Below are 19,090 nucleotides of genomic sequence, written 5' to 3'. Positions count from 1 at the left end.
TTGAGAGCACTCAAAAAGACTAGCCCAACTGGGCTAGTCCTGTAGGTTCAGTTGTTTAGTTTGTAAAGTCAAGTACCATACGTCCTTGAATGGTTCCAGCTTCCATTTCGTCAAAGACTTTGACAGCATCTTCCACTGGACGTTTTTGAACGACAGGAACGACCAAGCCTTCTGCACCAAATTGGAAAGCTTCTTCTAAATCTTTACGAGTTCCTACAAGAGAACCAATGACTTGGATACCATCTAATACAGTTTTCACAATGCTGAGGTCCATCATTTCAGAAGGAAGACCAACTGCGACCACGCGGCCACCTGCACGAACAGAATCTACTGCTTGGTTGAAAGCTACTTTAGAAACAGCTGTTACGACAGCAGAGTGAGCTCCACCATTTGTTTTTTCTTTGATCAATCCTGGGACATCTTCAACTTCGCGACCGTTGATGACAAAGTCTGCACCAACTTCTTTCGCCAATTCTAGTTTATCATTGTTGATATCGACAGCGATGACATGTGCGTTGAAGACTTTCTTAGCATATTGAACAGCCAAGTTTCCTAGTCCACCAGCTCCATAGATAACGATCCATTGTCCTGGTTCAGCTTTGGCTTCTTTGATGGCTTTGTAAGTTGTAACACCTGCACAGGTAATAGAAGAAGCTTGGGCTGGATCTAATCCTTCAGGTACTTTCACTGCGTAATCTGCAGTAACGATACATTGTTCAGCCATTCCTCCATCAACAGAGTAACCAGCATTTTTTACAGTACGGCAAAGAGTTTCACGACCAGTTGTACAGTATTCACAAGTTCCACATCCTTCGAAGAACCATGCGACACTGACACGATCCCCAACTTTTAGGCTCTTGACATCTGGAGCAACTTCTTTAACAATACCGATTCCTTCGTGTCCAAGAACACGGCCTGGAACTTTACCGAAGTCCCCGTGAGCAACGTGCAAGTCAGTGTGGCAGACACCACAGTATTCGATTTGAACAAGTGCTTCCCCTGTTTCAAGTGGACGCATGTCTTTGTTTGCAACGATTTCAACACCAGTACCTTCTGGATTAACAACAACAGCTTTCATTTTGTTCCTCCTTAAGTGAACGAGAAGCGATTTAGCATTTTTTGAAAGCGCTTCTTTAATAACTATGTTAATAATATCACAAACTTATCTATTGAACAATAAAAAAATGGAAAAAAAGGAGGGTATTGATTAACCGATTAAGTATTTGGCGAAGAAAAAGACATGAGGGGATAACTCATGTCTGTTCCTATTATAAGAATAATTGAATGAGTTGGCGCGCTACACCGTCTTCGTTATTGGTGAAATCTGTGATGGAGTCTGCATATGGGAGAAGGACGGAGCTGGCATTTTTCATAGCGTATCCATGACCAGCGAGAGCTAGCATGTCGGTATCGTTGTGCTCGTCTCCAAAGGCAATCAAATCCTTCTGATCCATATTGAGTTTATCCAGAAGGTAGGTCAGAGCAGAAGCTTTGGTCACATTTTTTGGATTGCATTCCAGAATATTTAAGGGACCACCCCAAGTATTGATAGACAGATTGTAGTCATAATGCCGATTCATTTCATCTGCCAGAGCATATTTGTCTTCCGCTTTCGTTTGAAAGAGGATACAGTTTGGGTCGCTCGTTACCCGTTTGGGATTGAATTGATTTTCTGGTTGGAAAGATTCAATACCGAATAGTTTAGGATCTGCAACGTGCTCATTTGGATCGGTAATAAAGAATTTATTGCGGTATTCGCCAGCGATAAAGTCCGCTTGGATGGTGTCTCGGTTAGCGACCATATCTAACAGGTATTTTTTATCTAAAGTCAAACATTGTTCATCCGCCCATTTTTTCTCAGGGAGATGCGTTAGGGAGCCGTTAAAATTGATCATCGGAGTATCTAGCTCTAGCTGTTTGTAATAGGTGTGCGCCATACGGTAGGGGCGGCCTGTTGTAATAATAACTTTATGGCCAAGAGCACTAATTTTTTTAATCGTATCAATAGTAAAGTCGCTCAATTTGCTTTCGGAATTTAAGAGGGTGCCGTCTAAATCTAGAGCGATCATCTTTTTATGCATAATTCAGTTCCTTTCGAGAAGAATGAGACCATTATATCAGAAAAATCGGAAAAGCGCTCAAAAATCGAGAAGAGAAGTAGGATTTCTTGAAAGGCGAAAGATCTTTTGGTAAAATAGAAATAACGTTCGCAAATTGATTGGGAGCGAGAATGATGAAAAAGGAGTTTATTCTGAAATGGATAAGTTTTTTAAACTTTCAGAACATGGAACCACTGTTCGAACAGAGGTTCTTGCTGGTTTGACAACCTTTTTTGCGATGAGTTATATCCTCTTCGTAAATCCGCAAATGTTGTCACAAACAGGTATGCCAGCTCAAGGGGTCTTCCTTGCAACGATTATTGGATCTGTTGTCGGAACCTTGATGATGGCTTTTTATGCCAATTTACCGTATGCACAAGCACCAGGAATGGGCTTGAATGCCTTCTTTACCTTTACCGTTGTATTTGGTATGGGCTACTCATGGCAGGAAGCTTTGGGGATGGTCTTCATTTGTGGAGTGATTTCATTGATTATCACATTGACAAATGTTCGGAAGATGATCATCGAATCGATTCCGACAGCTCTTCGGTCTGCTATTTCAGCGGGGATCGGGATTTTCTTGGCCTATGTTGGAATTAAGAATGCGGGATTTTTGAAATTCACGATTGACCCTCATACCTATACAGTGGTCGGAGAAGGAGCAGATAAGGCGAATGCAACGATCTCAGCCAATGCATCTGCTGTTCCTGGATTGGTTGATTTTAACAATCCGGCTGTCCTCTTGGCTCTTGTTGGTCTTGCGATTACTATTTTCTTTGTTGTCAAAGGGATTAAGGGAGGGATTATCCTTTCTATCTTAGCAACGACTGTACTTGGAATTCTCATCCATGTGGTTGATATCACTAAAATTGACTTTGCAAGTAATCATCTAGGAGCTGCCTTTAATGATTTAGGCACGATCTTTGGTCAAGCTTTGGGATCAAAAGGATTGGGTTCGTTGATTTCCAATACGTCTCGTTTGCCTGAGACCTTAATGGCAATCTTAGCCTTCTCCTTGACGGATATTTTTGATACAATTGGAACTTTAATCGGTACGGGTGAAAAAGTTGGGATTGTTGCGACAAATGGGGAAAACCATCAATCAGCGAAATTAGATAAGGCCCTCTATTCAGACCTTGTAGCGACTTCAGTCGGAGCTATTGCAGGAACTTCAAACGTAACGACGTATGTTGAATCTGCAGCTGGTATTGGAGCTGGTGGACGCACTGGTTTGACAGCCTTGGTTGTGGCAATCTGTTTTGCTATTTCAAGTCTCTTTAGTCCTTTGTTGGCGATTGTACCGACCGCTGCTACAGCTCCAATTTTGATTGTTGTTGGGATCATGATGTTGAGTGGCTTGAAAAATATCCATTGGGAAGATATGTCAGAAGCAGTTCCTGCCTTCTTCACCTCTATCTTTATGGGCTTCAGCTACTCGATTACACAAGGGATCGCTGCTGGATTTATCACCTATAGCTTAGTGAAAGTGGTTAAAGGAGAAGCCAAAGAAGTGCACAGCATGATTTGGATTTTAGATGTTCTCTTTATTTTAAACTACGTTAGTATGGCCTTGAATTAAGTATCAGAAAAGTGCCAAAAAGGAATGGGAGTTGTCTCCCATTCCTTTTTAGATGGATTGAGGGAATGAATGGGAGAGTTTCCTGTTTTCTTTGATTCCTTTTTCTCAAAAACAAACCGGAGTCGAACAATTGCTAAAAGAAAGAGCAGATTTTTAAAAAGTTTGGTATAATAGAGAAATGATTAGTCACAATGAAACGGAGCTGATCGCTCTAGGAAAACAGCTAGGAAAACTCTTAGAAAAGCAAGACGTGATCATCTTATCAGGTGATCTAGGGGCAGGAAAAACGACCTTTACCAAGGGAATTGCAAAGGGGTTAGGGATTGATCAGATGATTAAAAGCCCGACCTATACCATTGTTCGTGAATACGAAGGTCGCTTACCTTTATACCATTTGGATGTTTACCGGATTGGGAATGATCCAGATTCTATTGATTTAGATGATTTTCTATTTGGAGATGGTGCTACCATTATTGAATGGGGAGAGCTGATTGAGCCGAGTCTTTCGGATGCTTATCTAAAAATTTTTATCCGAAAATTAGAAGATGGGCGAGAGTTATCTTTTGAAGCTCATGGAGCGCGTGCAGAAGCTTTACTGACATCCTTTGAGCAGGTGGAAAAAACGGATGACTAAGGAAAAGGAAGTGACAGTAGAAATTCGGCAAGCTGACAGTGCAGACGCGGCTCTTGTCGTTGATTTCTTAAATCAAGTTGGGAAAGAGTCAGATTACATGACGCTAGATGAAGCTGGAATTGGCATGTCTCCAGCAGACATGGAGCAATTTCTGATGGTGCAAGAGATGGCGGAAAATCGGATTTGCCTCTTACTATTTCTAGATCAGGAACTGGCAGCTTTGTTAAATATCACTGCAGTTTCTCAACGGTCCATTCAGCATATTGGTGATGTCTTTATTGTGGTTCAAAAAGCTTATTGGAATCAAGGACTTGGACAGATCTTGTTGGAAGAAGGGATCGAGTGGGCGCACTCGACCGGTGTTCTTAGGAAACTAGTCTTGAATGTCCAAGTGCGCAATGAACGAGCAGTTCACCTGTATAAAAAGTTAGGTTTTGAGATCGAAGGTTGCCAAGCTCGTGGAGCTTGTTCAGCTGAAGGAGAATTCTTAGATGTTTACCTTATGGGGAAACTGATAGATTAGAGAGAGATTCTATATGGTTAAAAAAATTATTTTGATGTTTTTGAGCTTATTGACGGTAACAGTGATTGGGATCGGAGCCTATGGCCTTACCATCCTAAACCAAACGACTGGGACTCTCAGTAAGACTTATAAGGGCTTTGGAAATGAGACCAATGTCATTGCAGAAAACAAGCCAATGACCATCCTTTTGATGGGGGTTGATACAGGTAGCGGTTCTCGGGAAGATCCTTGGGCTGGAAATAGTGATACCATGATTTTGGTGACTGTCAATCCTCAAACAAAAGAAACAACCATGACGAGCTTGGAAAGAGATATCCTAACCAATATTACTTCAGATGGTGAAACGGTCCAAGCAAAATTGAATTCGGCTTATGCTCAAGGTGGTGCCAAGTTAGCCATTAAGACCATTCAAGAACTTTTGAATATCCATATTGACCGCTATGTCATGATCAATATGAAGGGGCTGGTTCAATTAGTGGATAAGGTTGGTGGCATCACGGTCAACAATCCATTTGACTTCGATATCTCGATCGAGGAAAATGAGCCAGAATATACGGCTAAGATCGCACCAGGACGTCAGGAGATTAATGGGGACCAAGCTCTCGTTTATTCACGGATGCGCTACCAAGACCCAGAAGGAGACTATGGACGTCAAAAACGCCAACGTGAAGTGATCAAAAAGATTGTTGAGAAAGTTTTAAGCCTCAATAGTTTGAGTCACTACAAAGGAATCATTGAGTCTGTTAGTGACAATATGCAAACCAACATTTCACTTGATAGCAACAGTCTTCTTCAATTGTTAGGATATAAAGATGCCCTTTCAACGATTCATCAGTACCAGTTGAAAGGAGAAGATGCCACCTTAGCAGATGGTGGTAGCTACCAGATTGTCACTTCAAAACATCTCTTGAAAATTCAAAATATCATCCGCAAAGCTTTAGGCAAGAAAGAAATTAAAACACTGAAAACCAATGCTTATCTATTGGATGGAGATGAAGATTTGAAGAATGCTTCTTCTCAAAATGATACGCCAGTGGCATCATCTGAGGAAGCACCTGTTTACCAAGAGTTTAACCAACTGCCAGTTGCACCATCGACTCAGGATACGGGAGTGGTGACACCTCAAAGTTCTGTCGCACCAGTAACGCCAGTTGCCCCTGCAGCTACAGAGTCGAGCAGTGTCGCACCAGCTGCGCCGTCGGAATAAGAAAAAAACGATTGAGTTTTCTCAATCGTTTTTACTTGGTTGCCAGATGTCTTGAATTTCTTTTAGAGAGGCAGTTGCTTGCTGGCTAAAGAGTTTGGTCTTGTATTGGAAATCCGTTACCAATTCTTGAAGATTGGTCTTTTGGTCTTGGATAATATCCAGATTACGTTGGATTTTTGCTAGGTTATCTTGAATGCCCTTAACCAATTGGCTGGATTCAGTCACCTCAGTTTTGATTTCTTTGCGGTTTTTAACCAGATGGTAGCTAATGCTAGCTCCTGTTGCAAACCAAAAGAGATTTTTGAGTTTCATATGGCCTCCTTTTTAACTGTTTTTGATGGTTTCTGCGAGAACTGCTAGTTGTTCAAAATTAGGCTCGTGTTCAGTAAAAGAAATGGCAAGCTCATCTTGATCGGAATAGCGAGGGATAATGTGGACATGTGTGTGAAATACGGTTTGTCCAGAAACTTCTTCCATGTTGCTGATGATATTCATTCCCTTAGCTTGGGTAGCAGCTTCTACTTTTTTAGCAACTTTAGAAACACGTGCAAATAGTTGAGCTGTGGCGGTTTCGTCCATCTCTAAAAGGTTGCGAGCGTGTTTTTTTGGAACCACTAACGTATGACCTGGTGTAACCTGAGAGATGTCCAAAAATGCGAGGACTTCCTCGTCCTCATAGACTTTGGAGGAAGGAATGTCGCCAGCTATAATCTTACAAAAAATACAATCGTCAACCATAAATACACCTCATTTAGACTAAATTTTGTTATAATATAAGAACATTATACCAGAAATCGGAGAAAATATGTTAGAAATCAACAAGTTGACAGGGGGCTATGTCAACATCCCTGTCCTGAAAGAGGTGAGTTTTTCAGTTCCGGATGGCCAACTGATTGGTTTGATTGGACTAAATGGAGCTGGGAAGTCAACCACGATTAATGAAATTATTGGTCTCCTGCATCCTTATGCTGGGGAAGTACGGATTGACGGCTTGAGTCTTCCAGAAGCTCCAACAGACTATCGTAAAAAAATCGGCTATATTCCAGAAACTCCTAGTCTATATGAAGAATTAACCTTGAGAGAGCATATCGAAACTGTAGCTATGGCCTATGATTTAGACATGGATCAGGTCATGGTGCGCGTCCAGCCTTTATTGGAACGATTCCGTTTGGCTGAAAAATTAGATTGGTTCCCGACCCAGTTTTCAAAAGGGATGAAGCAAAAGGTCATGATTATTTGCGCCTATGCAGTGGATCCAAGTCTTTATATTGTCGATGAACCCTTTTTGGGATTGGATCCTGTTGCGATTGCAGATTTGATTCAGTTATTGGCCGATGAGAAAGCAAAAGGAAAATCGATTTTGATGAGTACCCACGTTCTGGATTCGGCTGAAAAGATGTGTGATGGTTTTGTGATCCTCCATAAGGGTCAGATCCGAGCACAAGGGACCTTGGACGAGCTGCGTTCAACTTTTGGGGATGAGAAAGCAAGTCTAAATGATATCTACATGACCTTGACAGAAGAGGAAACAGCATGAAAGAGTTGATGAAAAAACGGCAACAAACGTTTCGAACTCAATGTGTAAAATATAGCCGCTATGTTCTCAATGATCATTTCGTCCTCTTTATGTTGATTTTCATAGGATTTTTGGCGGTTCAATACAGCCAATTCTTACAAGATCTCCCCAAAGATACAAGCCTGATCCGCTGGAGTCTCATGATTGGTTTGCTCCTCTTGGTTCCGATTGGCTCCATTGCGACCTACTTAGAGAAACCCGATGCTTTATTCCTTTTAGTAAAGGAAGAGGAAGTGAAACGTTATATCAAAGGGCAGGCCAAGAAGTCTTTTGTGTTTTGGTTTTTGATTCAAAGTTTTGTCCTTCTATTATTTGTGCCTCTTCTTCTGGCAACGGGGCTGGATAACCTTGCTATTGTAGCTTATATCCTTGTCTTAGGAGTGGCTAAATGGGCTGTTTTTAGCTGGAAGGAAGCGCGCTTCTACCAGGATGGAAATTTGAATTGGAACTTGGCCATTGCTCGTGAGAATGCAAGGAAACAATTGATTCTTCGTTTCTTTGCCTTGTTTACAACGGTTAAAGGGATCACTAACAGTGTTAAAAGAAGAGCTTACTTGGATGGTTTCTTAGGGCTTCTTCCCAAAACACATGGCAATACGTGGCTTCACTTATATATGCGCTCCTTCCTACGGAATGGAGATCTTTTCTCTATGACTCTCCGACTCTTGGCTCTTTCCATTCTCGCTATCATCTTTATTCCCCAGCCTCTCGTAGTGATTGCCCTTGTAGCCTTGCTCAATTACTTGGTTATTTTTCAATTACTGGGGCTTTACAGTGCTTTTGATTACCAACCCTTGACCCTCCTTTTCCCGATGAAAAAGGGCAGTAAAAAGGCAGGGTTGAACAAAACGATTCAGCTGGTCATGGGGATGATAACGGTGATAGAAGGGGGGATTGGTCTGGTCTTTATTTCAGATAAAGTCCTGTTGTTAGGCTTACTGGCTTACACAGTTGCTTTAATCCTACTCTATCTTCCATTTAAGATGGCGCGCTTGGTTGACGAAAGTCGTTAAAATTAGTAAAATAGATTGGAAACTTTTTACGGAGGAAAAGATGGACTCGAATGAAAAAGAGCTAAGCCTCACCCCAATTCCTGGGAAGAGTGGGAAGGCCTACATGGGGACCTACCCAGATGGTGGGCGCGTTTTTGTAAAAATGAATACGACCCCAATCCTTGCGGGTCTAGCAAAAGAACAGATTGCTCCTCAATTATTATGGAGTCGACGATTGCCAGATGGAAATGTGATGAGTGCCCAAGAATGGTTGAATGGGGAAATTCTCACGCCAAATGGGATGTCGAAAAAACAAGTCGTCAATATTTTAACGAGATTGCACCGTTCTAGACCTTTGATGACCCAATTGAAAAAACTTGGCTATCCTGTGGAATCTCCATTAGAATTGCTCAATTCTTGGAGCAATCGGTTGCCAATTGCCCTACGTCAGAACCACTATATCCAATCAGTCGTAAAGAATTTACGTAAGACAGTGCCTGCCTTTCGGGAGGATTATGCGACGATCGTCCACGGGGATGTTCGTCATAGTAACTGGATTGAAACAGAGAGCGGCTTGATTTATCTAGTCGATTGGGACTCTGTTCGTTTGACAGACCGGATGTTGGATGTGGCGCATATCTTGAGTCACTATATCCCAGATTCTAATTGGCGCGATTGGTTAGGCTATTATGGCTACAAGTACAATCAAAAAGTATTTGATAAACTCTATTGGTTTGGTCAATACTCTTTCTTGTGCCAAATTGCTAAATACTATGAAAATAATGATTTAGAAAATGTCAATCGCGAGATCTATGCTCTGCGCAATTTCCGGTTGAAATATGGAAAGGAAATATGAGAGTTAGAAATCGCAAGGGAGCGACTGAATTATTAGAAGCGAACCCGCAATATGTGGTCCTAAATCCAGAAGATGCCAAGGGAAAGTGGCATGAAATTTTCGGGAATGACCATCCTATTCATATCGAAGTGGGTAGCGGGAAAGGGGCCTTTATTACTGGGATGGCCAAGGCCAATCCAGAGATCAACTACATCGGAATTGATATTCAAAAATCGGTCTTGAGTTATGCTTTAGATAAGGTCTTAGAAGCTGATGTTCCTAACATTAAATTGCTTTGGGTAGACGGAGATAGCTTGACCAACTATTTTGAAGATGGGGAAATTGATCAACTCTATCTGAATTTTTCAGATCCTTGGCCTAAGAAACGTCATGAGAAGCGTCGCTTGACTTACAAGACTTTCTTGGATACCTTCAAGCAAATTCTTCCAGAACATGGGGAGATTCACTTTAAATCAGATAATCGAGGTCTATTTGAATACAGTTTGGTGAGCTTTTCTCAATACGGAATGACTTTGAAGGGAGTCTGGTTGGACCTTCATGCTAGTGATTTTGAGGGGAATGTCATGACGGAATATGAGAAAAAGTTCTCCAGTAAAGGCCAGGTCATTTACCGTGTAGAAGCACAGTTTTAGCATATTCCTTGCAATCGTTGGGGAATCGTGTTATAATACCTTAAATGAATAGAAAAGGAGAGGCGGGGAAATATCTTCGCCTCTTATCTATGAGGAGGTGGCAACCATCGCAACGATTGTTGACTTAGTAACAGAAGTGATTCAGCCAGCTATAAAGGAACCATTTGAATTGGTCGATGTTGAATATGGCAAAATGGGTGGTGACTACGTCTTAAGCATTTTCGTAGACAAACCAGAAGGAATCACACTGAATGATACAGCGGATTTGACAGAAATCATCAGTCCGCTATTGGATCAAATCAAACCAGACCCATTTCCAGAACAGTACTTTTTAGAAGTCACCAGTCCTGGCTTGGAGAGACCTTTGAAAACCAAGGAAGCACTCGAGGGAGCTGTTGGCAAGTACGTCAATATCAGCTTGTATAAGGCTGTTGAAAAGCAAAAGGTTTTTGAGGGAAACTTGGTAGGTTTTGAAGAGGATGTTTTGACCATTGAGTATATGGATAAAACACGAAAGAAAACTGTAGAAATTCCTTATAACCTTGTGTCCAAAGCAAGGTTGGCTGTAAAATTGTAACAGAATGAAAGAAAGGATGCCTTTATAGTAGAGGCAAGAAAAACATGAGTAAAGAAATGCTAGAAGCCTTCCGCATTTTGGAAGAAGACAAAGGGATCAAAAAAGAAGATATCATCGAAGCCGTCACAGAATCATTGCGTTCAGCTTATCGCCGTCGTTATGGACAATCAGAAAGTGCAGCGATTGAATTCAATGAAAAAACTGGAGATTTCCGTGTTTATACGGTTCGTGAAGTGGTGGATGAAGTCTTTGATAGCCGTTTAGAAATCAGCTTGAAGGATGCCTTGGCCATTAGCTCTGCTTATGAGTTGGGGGATAAGATCAAGTTTGAAGAAGCACCAGCTGAATTTGGTCGTGTAGCAGCTCAATCTGCCAAACAAACGATCATGGAAAAAATGCGTAAGCAAACGCGCACCATCACCTATAACACTTATAAAGAACATGAAAATGAAATCATGAGTGGAACGGTGGAGCGCTTTGACAATCGTTTTATCTATGTCAATCTTGGCTCAATCGAAGCACAATTGTCTAAGCAAGACCAGATTCCAGGAGAAGTGTTCCAATCTCATGATCGAATTGAAGTATTTGTCTACAAGGTAGAAGATAATCCACGTGGTGTCAATGTCTTTGTTAGCCGAAGCCACCCTGAAATGATCAAACGTTTGATGGAACAAGAAATTCCTGAAGTCTATGATGGAACTGTTGAGATTATGAGTGTAGCGCGTGAAGCTGGAGATCGTACAAAAATTGCGGTTCGTAGCCATAATCCAAACGTAGATGCGATTGGGACTATCGTTGGTCGTGGTGGATCGAATATTAAAAAGATTACCAGCAAGTTCCACCCAGCTCGATACGATCAAAAATTAGACCGTATGGTTCCAACAGAAGAAAACATCGATGTCATTGAATGGGTTCCAGATCCAGCTGAATTTATCTACAATGCGATCGCTCCTGCAGAAGTGGACCAAGTTATTTTTGATGATGAAGATAGCAAACATGCTCTCGTTGTGGTTCCAGACAACAAATTATCTCTTGCCATTGGTCGTCGTGGTCAAAACGTTCGTTTGGCAGCTCATTTGACTGGTTACCGCATCGATATCAAATCTGCTAGTGAGTTCGAAGAAATGGAAGCAGCTCAAGAAACTTTTGAAGACCAAGTAGAAAGTGACGAAGAGCAAGTCGATTAAGAGAGGGAGGGAACATGGTTAAAACAAGAAAAATCCCTTTAAGAAAATCTGTCGTTTCAAATGAAATCATTGATAAGCGCGATTTGCTCCGCATTGTCAAAAATAAAGAAGGACAAGTCTTTATCGATCCAACTGGCAAAGCCAATGGTCGAGGTGCTTACATCAAGCTAGACAATGAAGAAGCGGCACTTGCTAAGAAAAAGAAAGTTTTTAATCGTAGCTTTAATATGGAAGTGGAAGAAGCTTTCTATGATGAATTGATCGCTTATGTAGATCATAAGGTGAAGAGAAGAGAGTTAGGCCTTGAATAAGCAAAAGATAAGTAATTTGTTGGGCTTGGCGCAAAGAGCAGGAAAACTCATTTCTGGAGAAGAACTCGTGATCAAAGCCATCCAGGAAGAAAAAGCAAAATTAGTTTTTCTGGCAAATGATGCAGCTAGTAACCTGACAAAAAAGGTGACAGATAAGGGTCGCTATTATGAGGTTCAAGTATCTACCGTGTTTTCAACACTAGAATTAAGCACTGCAATTGGACGTGCCCGTAAGGTCGTCGCTGTTGTAGATGCTGGATTTTCAAAGAAAATGAGGTCTCTTATGGAATAGAAGAGGAGGACAGCAATTGTCTAAGAAAAGATTATACGAAATTGCCAAAGAATTGGGCAAGGAGAGTAAGGAAGTCGTCACTCGTGCGAAAGAATTAGGTTTTGACGTCAAGAGTCATGCATCTAGTGTCGATACTGATGTTGCTGAAAAGTTGATCAAGAGCTTTTCAGCGAAAAAAGAAACAGTCGAAAAGAAAGTAGCAGAAGTGGCTGCCAAGACAACGGCTGTCGCAGAGAAAAAAGAAGCAGCGCCCGTCAAAAAAGAAGGAGCAACTGAGACAAAATCAGTAACGCCAGCTGCTAAACCAAAGAGTCGTAACTTTAAAGCGGAACGAGAAGCGCGTGCAAAAGAGCAGGCTGAACGTAGGAAACAACAAGACAATCGTCCAAAACGTGATCGCAAGGACAATCAGCGTCATGGTGACAACCGAAATCAACGACCACAAGAGCGAAATGAACAACGAAATCAAGGTTCTGAGCGTCGCAATAACCGACCAGATCAAAGACGTAGTGGACAACCCCAAGTGGCACCAAAAGTTGATTTCAAAGCGCGTGCAGCGGCACTGAAAGCTGAACAAAATGCTGAATACGCACGTGGAAGTGAAGATCGCTACAAACAACAAGCTGCAAAAGCAGAACAAGAACGTCAACAGCGCCGGAAACGGGTAGAAGCACCAGAAGTGAAAGCGCCTGTACAGGAGCCAGCTGTTGAGAACCATACAAAACCAGCTGTTGCTGCTGCTCCAGCTCAAGTCGATACACGTCGGAAGAAACAAGCGCGACCAGATAAGAAACGCGATGATTTTGATCGTGAAGAAGATGGTCCAAGAAAACAACAAAGGAATCGAAATAGTCAAAATCAAGTGAGAAATCAGAGAAATAGTAACTGGAATAACAATAAGAAAAATAAAAAAGGAAAGAACAACCGTAATGATGCTCCAAAACCAGTAACAGAGCGTAAATTCCATGAATTACCAAGTGAATTTGAGTATACGGATGGAATGACGGTTGCAGAAATCGCAAAACGCATCAAGCGTGAACCGGCTGAAATCGTCAAGAAACTCTTTATGATGGGAGTCATGGCGACTCAAAACCAATCGCTGGATGGAGATACGATTGAACTCTTGATGGTGGATTATGGAATTGAAGCCAAGAAAAAGGTTGAAGTGGACAATGCCGATATCGAACGCTTCTTCGTTGAAGATGGTTATTTGAATCCAGATGAGTTGGTAGAGCGTCCACCAGTTGTCACCATCATGGGACACGTTGACCACGGTAAAACAACCCTTTTGGATACCCTTCGTAATTCACGTGTAGCAACAGGTGAAGCGGGAGGAATCACTCAGCACATTGGTGCCTACCAAATCGTAGAAAATGGCAAGAAGATTACCTTCTTGGATACACCTGGACACGCGGCCTTTACTTCTATGCGGGCGCGTGGTGCATCTGTTACGGATATTACCATCTTGGTCGTAGCGGCAGATGACGGGGTGATGCCTCAGACTATCGAAGCTATTAACCACTCAAAAGCAGCCAATGTCCCAATCATTGTGGCTATTAACAAGATTGATAAACCAGGTGCCAACCCAGAACGTGTCATCGGTGAATTGGCAGAGCATGGAGTTATGTCAACAGCTTGGGGTGGCGATTCTGAGTTTGTAGAAATCTCAGCTAAGTTCAACCAAAATATCGATGAACTCTTGGAAACGGTCCTTCTTGTGGCTGAAATCCAAGAACTCAAAGCAGATCCAACTGTTCGTGCCATCGGTACCGTTATCGAAGCGCGCTTGGATAAAGGAAAAGGTGCGGTGGCAACCCTCCTTGTTCAACAAGGTACTTTGAATGTCCAAGACCCAATCGTTGTTGGTAATACTTTCGGACGTGTCCGTGCCATGACCAATGACCTTGGACGTCGTGTGAAGGTTGCAGGACCATCTACTCCGGTTTCTATCACTGGTTTGAACGAAGCGCCAATGGCAGGTGACCACTTCGCGGTTTATGAAGATGAAAAATCAGCGCGTGCAGCTGGTGAAGAACGTGCCAAACGTGCTCTGATGAAACAACGTCAAGCAACCAACCGCGTCAGCCTTGAAAATCTCTTTGATACCTTGAAGGCTGGGGAAGTGAAATCTGTTAATGTCATCATTAAAGCCGATGTACAAGGTTCGGTTGAAGCTCTTTCTGCTTCCCTTCAAAAGATTGAAGTAGAAGGTGTGAAAGTGACCATCGTTCACTCAGCAGTTGGTGCGATCAACGAATCAGACGTGACCCTTGCAGAAGCTTCAAATGCCTTCATCATCGGATTTAACGTCCGTCCTACGCCACAAGCACGTCAACAAGCTGAAGCTGACGAGGTGGAAATCCGTCTTCACTCAATTATCTACAAAGTGATTGAAGAAATGGAAGATGCCATGAAGGGTATGTTGGATCCTGAGTTCGAAGAGAAAGTCATCGGGGAAGCAGTTATTCGTGAAACCTTTAAGGTCTCTAAAGTGGGTACCATCGGTGGATTTATGGTCCTCAGTGGTAAGGTTACACGTGATTCCAAAGTCCGTGTCATTCGTGACGGTGTCGTGATCTATGACGGAGCTCTTGCAAGCTTGAAACACTTCAAAGATGATGTCAAAGAGATCACAAATGGTCGTGAAGGTGGATTGATGATTGAAGGTTACAATGATATCAAGACAGATGATACCATCGAAGCCTACATCATGGAAGAAATTAAAAAATAAGCAAGCTGACTAGGAAAAAAGAGGGTTCCCTCTGATTTCCTAGTTTTTAAACACAGAGCAGAAAGGAGTTCCTATGGCAAGTCATTTTCGGACAGACCGAGTAGGGATGGAAATCAAGCGTGAAGTCAACGAGATTTTACAAAAGAAAGTCCGTGACCCGCGTGTTCAAGGCGTCACCATTACGGATGTTCAAATGCTAGGTGATTTGTCTATGGCCAAAGTGTATTATTCAATTATGAGTGATTTGGCTTCAGACAATCAAAAGGCTCAGACAGGCCTTGAAAAAGCAACAGGAACCATCAAGCGTGAATTAGGTCGGAATCTGAAATTGTACAAGATTCCAGATCTTACTTTTGTGAAAGACGAATCCATCGAATACGGGAACAAGATCGATGAGATGTTGCGCAATTTGAACAAAGACTAGAGAGGTTGGAAATTTTCCACGTCCAGATTGAAAGACAAAGTCTTCTTAGAAACTTTCCTTAGGTGAGTACGGACGTCAGCGAACTTCTTCGAAGTTCCATGACTAATTATTGAGCCTAAGGTCTCAATAATTCCGAGTACCTGAAACTATTAAGTTTCAGGTACTTTTCTCACGACGAAAAGTTTCAGTAGATGATTGAATCACTCTAACGAGTAACATTTCTTTTTATAGAATTTATTAGATTTATAAAAAAGAATAGTTTGTCTACAGTCTCGGGTTGGAAATTTCCAACCTCTTTTTTGGCTCTTAAAATGAGGAAAATAAAACAGAAAGAAAAAAACGGTTTCAAAAAATAATAGAAATTTACAGAAATCTCTTGTGTGATTGGAAATTATCCTTTACAATAGGAGAGGAGTTTTATTTCTGATCTCATATTTGGAGGAATGATCATGTCCATTAACTGGCAGGAAATTTTGTTTAACTTTTTGGGAGGGTTGGGTCTCTTTCTCTATAGTATTAAAACCATGGGAGAAGGACTGCAACAAGCCGCAGGGGACCGTCTTCGCTACTATATTGATAAATATACCAGCAATCCCTTTCTTGGAGTCTTAGTAGGGATTGTAGTGACAGCCCTTATTCAGTCTAGTACTGGGGTAACGGTGATTACCGTTGGTCTGGTCAGTGCGGGTCTCTTGACCCTGCGTCAAGCCATTGGGATCATCATGGGGGCTAATATTGGGACCACGGTCACCTCATTCATTATTGGGTTTAAACTGGGGACTTATGCCCTTCCAATTATGTTTCTTGGAACGGTCTTACTTTTCTTTACCAAGAATCGAATGGCCAATAATATTGGTCGGATTCTCTTTGGGGTTGGAGGAATTTTCTACGCTTTAAACCTGATTAGTGCGGGAATGAGTCCTTTGAAAGAATTGCCAGAATTTAGTCAGTACATGATCACCCTTGGAAAAAATCCAATTCTGGGTGTTTTAGCAGGAGCCATCATCACCGTTTTGATTCAAGCTTCGTCAGCTACCATTGGGATTCTACAAGGTTTGTATTCAGGTGGTTTCCTAGATCTTCGCGGTTCTTTACCTATTCTTTTTGGGGATAACATCGGAACAACCTTGACAGTTATTATTGCAGCGATGGGGGCCAATGTTTCTGCTAAGCGTGTTGCAGCAACCCACGTGCTCTTTAACTTGATCGGTACAATCCTTTGTTTGATCTTGTTAACACCTTTTACGGCCATGATTGAATACTTCCAAGGGCTCTTGCATTTGTCACCAGAAATGACCATTGCTTTTTCTCACGGAGCTTTCAACGTGACCAATACCATCATTCAATTCCCATTCATTGGAGCTTTGGCATACTTTGTAACCAAACTGATTCCTGGTGAGGATGAGGTTGTTAAATATGAACCGCTCTATTTGGATGAAAACTTGATCACTCAAGCCCCTTCGATTGCTCTAGGAAATGCGAAAAAAGAGTTGCTTCATTTAGGTGGATATGCAGACAAAGCTTTTAATCTCTCTTATGATTATATTGTTCATCAAAATGAAAAAACAGCTGAAAAGGGACATAAGACAGAAGAAGCCATTAATACCATTGATGATGATTTGACTCGCTACTTGATTCGTTTGTCGAGTGAAGCCTTGAGTCCGAGAGAAAGTGAAGTTCTCACCAACATCCTAGATTCCTCACGGGACTTGGAGCGGATTGGAGATCACGCGGAAGCCTTGATCAATCTGACCGATTATTTAATTCGTAAGAAAGTGGTCTTTTCAGAAGCGGCCTTGGCTGAATTGGAAGATATTTACAACCAAACCCATCAATTTGTAGAGGATGCTTTGAAAGCTATCGAGCACAATGATGTGAGTCTTGCAAATCAACTGGTAGCACGTCACGAGGCAATTGAAAAATTGGAGAAAAGACTTCGGAAAACTCATATTCGTCGTTTGAACCAAGGTGAATGTACGCCACAAGCCGGAGTGAACTTTATTGATATCATTTCTCACTATACACGTGTTGCAGACCATGCCATGAATCTAGCTGAAAAAGTACAAATCGATCAAATTTAATGAACGTCAAACAGAGTAAGTAGGAAGCTTACTCTGTTTTTTGTTGGATTCTATTCAAAAATAGGTCTAGACCATTTACAAATAGAAGTGAAAGCGTTATAATATGTATGAATATAAATGGAACACAGTTCCTACAATGGAAAGGACGATTTTATGTCTACATATATTAAAGCAGATCAATTTTATTACCCACATGGGGTTCGCCGCGGAGGCTATTTGGAGCTTGTTGATGGCAAGTTTGGAAAACATGTGGAAAGCTTACCAGAAGGTGCGGATGTGCTGGATTATTCTGGTTACAGCATTGCGCCTGGCCTCGTAGATACCCATATTCACGGATTTGGTGGGGTAGATGTGATGGATAACAATATCGAAGGCACTCTCCATACCATGAGTGAAGGTCTCTTGAGTACAGGGGTTACGAGTTTTTTGCCTACGACCTTGACTTCTTCTTACGAACAACTTTTGGCAGTAACTGAAAATATCGGTGCACGATACAAAGAAGCAACAGGAGCTAAGATTCGCGGGATTTATTTTGAAGGACCTTATTTTACAGAAAAATACAAGGGAGCTCAAAACCCATCTTATATGAAGGATCCAAGTATGGAAGAATTCCGGGCTTGGCAAAAAGCTGCCAATGGTTTGTTGAATAAGATTGCCCTTGCTCCCGAGCGTGAAGGGGTAGAAGAATTTGTTCGGACTATTACAGGAGAAGGGGTGACTGTCGCTCTGGGACACTCCAATGCTACTTTTGAAGAAGCTAAAAAAGCGGTTGATGCAGGTGCGAGTGTCTGGGTGCATGCCTACAATGGTATGCGTGGTTTGACGCACCGTGAACTCGGTATGGTTGGTGCCATGTATGAGTTGCCTCATACCACAGCAGAGTTGATCTGTGATGGCCATCACGTGGATCCTTTAGCTTGTGATATCCTGATGAAACAAAAAGGAAAAGAAAATGTTGCCTTGATTACGGACTGTATGACAGCTGGGGGCTTAGAAGACGGAGACTACATGCTTGGGGAATTCCCAGTTGTGGTCGCTGAAGGGACGGCTCGCTTGAAATCAACTGGTAATCTAGCTGGCTCAATCTTGAAATTGAAAGATGGATTAAAAAATGTTGTAGAGTGGGGAATTGCTAACCCTCACGAAGCAGTGATGATGGCCAGCCTCAATCCGGCAAAATCAGTCCATATTGATGATGTTTGTGGTCAAATTCGAGAAGGGTATGATGCGGACTTCATCGTGCTTGATCAAAATTTGGATCTGGTTGCGACCTATCTCGATGGGGTCAAACGTTACCAAGCTACCAATTAGATTCAAGAATCGCAGATAGAATACTTCCTCTCTAGGTCATACCTAGAGAGGTTTTTGTTTACCAATGGTAGTGCAATT

At 41.9% G+C, this 19,090-nt stretch carries 19 protein-coding genes and 2 pseudogenes; 17 read left to right on the top strand and 4 right to left on the bottom strand.

What is annotated here, in order from left to right; all coding sequences use genetic code 11:
• Window positions 1–55: 55 nt before the first annotated feature.
• Both adhP and HMPREF2893_RS04275 read right to left on the bottom strand, forming a co-directional pair.
• Entirely contained in the window at window positions 56–1,078 is a 1,023-nt protein-coding gene (gene adhP / locus HMPREF2893_RS04280) for an alcohol dehydrogenase AdhP (protein ID WP_003003874.1), read from the bottom strand.
• A 190-nt stretch (window positions 1,079–1,268) separates the two neighbouring features.
• A complete protein-coding gene (locus tag HMPREF2893_RS04275) occupies window positions 1,269–2,081 on the bottom strand; it encodes a Cof-type HAD-IIB family hydrolase (RefSeq protein WP_070664898.1) in 813 nt (270 codons plus the stop codon).
• Between the two features lie 175 nt (window positions 2,082–2,256).
• Between HMPREF2893_RS04275 and HMPREF2893_RS04270 the strand changes: the two genes are divergently transcribed.
• The 4 genes from HMPREF2893_RS04270 (at window position 2,257) to brpA (ending at window position 6,042) form a co-directional block, all read left to right on the top strand.
• Entirely contained in the window at window positions 2,257–3,678 is a 1,422-nt protein-coding gene (locus tag HMPREF2893_RS04270) for an NCS2 family permease (RefSeq protein ID WP_049490983.1), read from the top strand.
• Between the two features lie 178 nt (window positions 3,679–3,856).
• Window positions 3,857–4,312, top strand: a complete 456-nt coding sequence (gene tsaE / locus HMPREF2893_RS04265; RefSeq protein ID WP_042760234.1) for a tRNA (adenosine(37)-N6)-threonylcarbamoyltransferase complex ATPase subunit type 1 TsaE — start codon at window positions 3,857–3,859, stop codon at window positions 4,310–4,312.
• On the top strand, window positions 4,305–4,835 hold the full coding sequence (locus tag HMPREF2893_RS04260; RefSeq protein ID WP_024056393.1) for a GNAT family N-acetyltransferase: 531 nt from the start codon (window positions 4,305–4,307) through the stop codon (window positions 4,833–4,835). Before tsaE ends, HMPREF2893_RS04260 begins: the two co-directional genes overlap by 8 nt.
• A 13-nt stretch (window positions 4,836–4,848) precedes the next feature.
• Window positions 4,849–6,042: a glycopolymer--peptidoglycan transferase LytR gene (gene brpA / locus HMPREF2893_RS04255; RefSeq protein WP_070674568.1), complete on the top strand. Its 1,194-nt coding sequence runs from the start codon at window positions 4,849–4,851 to the stop codon at window positions 6,040–6,042.
• 21 nt (window positions 6,043–6,063) lie between these two features.
• Here the strand turns inward: brpA and HMPREF2893_RS04250 are convergent, their stop codons facing one another.
• Window positions 6,064–6,354 (bottom strand): hypothetical protein, encoded by a 291-nt coding sequence (locus HMPREF2893_RS04250; protein WP_003012641.1) that lies wholly within the window; start codon window positions 6,352–6,354, stop codon window positions 6,064–6,066.
• Window positions 6,355–6,366: 12 nt separating this feature from the next.
• On the bottom strand, window positions 6,367–6,780 hold the full coding sequence (locus HMPREF2893_RS04245; RefSeq protein WP_003012582.1) for an HIT family protein: 414 nt from the start codon (window positions 6,778–6,780) through the stop codon (window positions 6,367–6,369).
• A gap of 67 nt (window positions 6,781–6,847) precedes the next feature.
• Between HMPREF2893_RS04245 and HMPREF2893_RS04240 the strand changes: the two genes are divergently transcribed.
• The 13 genes and pseudogenes from HMPREF2893_RS04240 to nagA all read left to right on the top strand — a co-directional run bounded on the left by HMPREF2893_RS04240 (window position 6,848) and on the right by nagA (window position 19,012).
• Entirely contained in the window at window positions 6,848–7,579 is a 732-nt protein-coding gene (locus HMPREF2893_RS04240) for an ABC transporter ATP-binding protein (RefSeq protein WP_049472475.1), read from the top strand.
• Entirely contained in the window at window positions 7,576–8,631 is a 1,056-nt protein-coding gene (locus tag HMPREF2893_RS04235) for an ABC transporter permease (protein ID WP_031575219.1), read from the top strand. Before HMPREF2893_RS04240 ends, HMPREF2893_RS04235 begins: the two co-directional genes overlap by 4 nt.
• A 40-nt stretch (window positions 8,632–8,671) precedes the next feature.
• Window positions 8,672–9,466, top strand: a complete 795-nt coding sequence (gene ccrZ / locus HMPREF2893_RS04230; RefSeq protein ID WP_003003852.1) for a cell cycle regulator CcrZ — start codon at window positions 8,672–8,674, stop codon at window positions 9,464–9,466.
• A complete protein-coding gene (trmB, locus tag HMPREF2893_RS04225) occupies window positions 9,463–10,098 on the top strand; it encodes a tRNA (guanosine(46)-N7)-methyltransferase TrmB (protein WP_070674565.1) in 636 nt (211 codons plus the stop codon). Before ccrZ ends, trmB begins: the two co-directional genes overlap by 4 nt.
• 97 nt (window positions 10,099–10,195) lie before the next feature.
• Window positions 10,196–10,675: a ribosome maturation factor RimP gene (gene rimP / locus HMPREF2893_RS04220; RefSeq protein ID WP_021154518.1), complete on the top strand. Its 480-nt coding sequence runs from the start codon at window positions 10,196–10,198 to the stop codon at window positions 10,673–10,675.
• 44 nt (window positions 10,676–10,719) lie between these two features.
• Entirely contained in the window at window positions 10,720–11,862 is a 1,143-nt protein-coding gene (gene nusA, locus HMPREF2893_RS04215) for a transcription termination factor NusA (RefSeq protein WP_070674562.1), read from the top strand.
• 14 nt (window positions 11,863–11,876) lie between these two features.
• Entirely contained in the window at window positions 11,877–12,173 is a 297-nt protein-coding gene (gene rnpM, locus HMPREF2893_RS04210) for an RNase P modulator RnpM (RefSeq protein ID WP_003010401.1), read from the top strand.
• The gene (locus tag HMPREF2893_RS04205; RefSeq protein ID WP_003003969.1) at window positions 12,166–12,465 is read left to right on the top strand and encodes a YlxQ-related RNA-binding protein; all 300 of its coding nucleotides are present in this window, start codon (window positions 12,166–12,168) and stop codon (window positions 12,463–12,465) included. Before rnpM ends, HMPREF2893_RS04205 begins: the two co-directional genes overlap by 8 nt.
• 16 nt (window positions 12,466–12,481) lie before the next feature.
• A pseudogene (locus tag HMPREF2893_RS11290) lies at window positions 12,482–12,605 on the top strand (translation initiation factor IF-2 N-terminal domain-containing protein); the annotation flags it as partial.
• A gap of 98 nt (window positions 12,606–12,703) precedes the next feature.
• Window positions 12,704–15,196: pseudogene (gene infB, locus HMPREF2893_RS04200) on the top strand (translation initiation factor IF-2); the annotation flags it as partial.
• A 73-nt stretch (window positions 15,197–15,269) separates the two neighbouring features.
• Window positions 15,270–15,620, top strand: a complete 351-nt coding sequence (gene rbfA / locus HMPREF2893_RS04195) for a 30S ribosome-binding factor RbfA (protein WP_003003976.1) — start codon at window positions 15,270–15,272, stop codon at window positions 15,618–15,620.
• Window positions 15,621–16,069: 449 nt separating this feature from the next.
• The gene (locus tag HMPREF2893_RS04190) at window positions 16,070–17,701 is read left to right on the top strand and encodes a Na/Pi cotransporter family protein (protein ID WP_070674577.1); all 1,632 of its coding nucleotides are present in this window, start codon (window positions 16,070–16,072) and stop codon (window positions 17,699–17,701) included.
• Window positions 17,702–17,854: 153 nt separating this feature from the next.
• Window positions 17,855–19,012 (top strand): N-acetylglucosamine-6-phosphate deacetylase, encoded by a 1,158-nt coding sequence (nagA, locus tag HMPREF2893_RS04185; RefSeq protein ID WP_042760248.1) that lies wholly within the window; start codon window positions 17,855–17,857, stop codon window positions 19,010–19,012.
• Window positions 19,013–19,090: the final 78 nt, after the last annotated feature.

Source organism: Streptococcus sp. HMSC072C09, assembly GCF_001813105.1.
Classification (GTDB): Bacteria; Bacillota; Bacilli; order Lactobacillales; family Streptococcaceae; genus Streptococcus.
This window is presented reverse-complemented; position numbering and strand designations above follow the sequence as displayed.

Excerpts from the sequence above, each read along its gene's own strand:
- ccrZ (WP_003003852.1), top strand. The coding sequence starts at position 8,672 with ATGGACTCGAATGAAAAAGAGCTAAGCCTCACCCCAATTCCTGGGAAG.
- rnpM (WP_003010401.1), top strand. The coding sequence starts at position 11,877 with ATGGTTAAAACAAGAAAAATCCCTTTAAGAAAATCTGTCGTTTCAAAT.
- HMPREF2893_RS04270 (WP_049490983.1), top strand. The coding sequence starts at position 2,257 with ATGGATAAGTTTTTTAAACTTTCAGAACATGGAACCACTGTTCGAACA.
- nagA (WP_042760248.1), top strand. The coding sequence starts at position 17,855 with ATGTCTACATATATTAAAGCAGATCAATTTTATTACCCACATGGGGTT.
- HMPREF2893_RS04250 (WP_003012641.1), bottom strand. The coding sequence starts at position 6,354 with ATGAAACTCAAAAATCTCTTTTGGTTTGCAACAGGAGCTAGCATTAGC.
- adhP (WP_003003874.1), bottom strand. The coding sequence starts at position 1,078 with ATGAAAGCTGTTGTTGTTAATCCAGAAGGTACTGGTGTTGAAATCGTT.
- brpA (WP_070674568.1), top strand. The coding sequence starts at position 4,849 with ATGGTTAAAAAAATTATTTTGATGTTTTTGAGCTTATTGACGGTAACA.
- nusA (WP_070674562.1), top strand. The coding sequence starts at position 10,720 with ATGAGTAAAGAAATGCTAGAAGCCTTCCGCATTTTGGAAGAAGACAAA.
- HMPREF2893_RS04275 (WP_070664898.1), bottom strand. The coding sequence starts at position 2,081 with ATGCATAAAAAGATGATCGCTCTAGATTTAGACGGCACCCTCTTAAAT.
- trmB (WP_070674565.1), top strand. The coding sequence starts at position 9,463 with ATGAGAGTTAGAAATCGCAAGGGAGCGACTGAATTATTAGAAGCGAAC.
- HMPREF2893_RS04240 (WP_049472475.1), top strand. The coding sequence starts at position 6,848 with ATGTTAGAAATCAACAAGTTGACAGGGGGCTATGTCAACATCCCTGTC.
- HMPREF2893_RS04235 (WP_031575219.1), top strand. The coding sequence starts at position 7,576 with ATGAAAGAGTTGATGAAAAAACGGCAACAAACGTTTCGAACTCAATGT.
- rbfA (WP_003003976.1), top strand. The coding sequence starts at position 15,270 with ATGGCAAGTCATTTTCGGACAGACCGAGTAGGGATGGAAATCAAGCGT.
- HMPREF2893_RS04190 (WP_070674577.1), top strand. The coding sequence starts at position 16,070 with ATGTCCATTAACTGGCAGGAAATTTTGTTTAACTTTTTGGGAGGGTTG.
- tsaE (WP_042760234.1), top strand. The coding sequence starts at position 3,857 with ATGATTAGTCACAATGAAACGGAGCTGATCGCTCTAGGAAAACAGCTA.
- HMPREF2893_RS04260 (WP_024056393.1), top strand. The coding sequence starts at position 4,305 with ATGACTAAGGAAAAGGAAGTGACAGTAGAAATTCGGCAAGCTGACAGT.
- HMPREF2893_RS04245 (WP_003012582.1), bottom strand. The coding sequence starts at position 6,780 with ATGGTTGACGATTGTATTTTTTGTAAGATTATAGCTGGCGACATTCCT.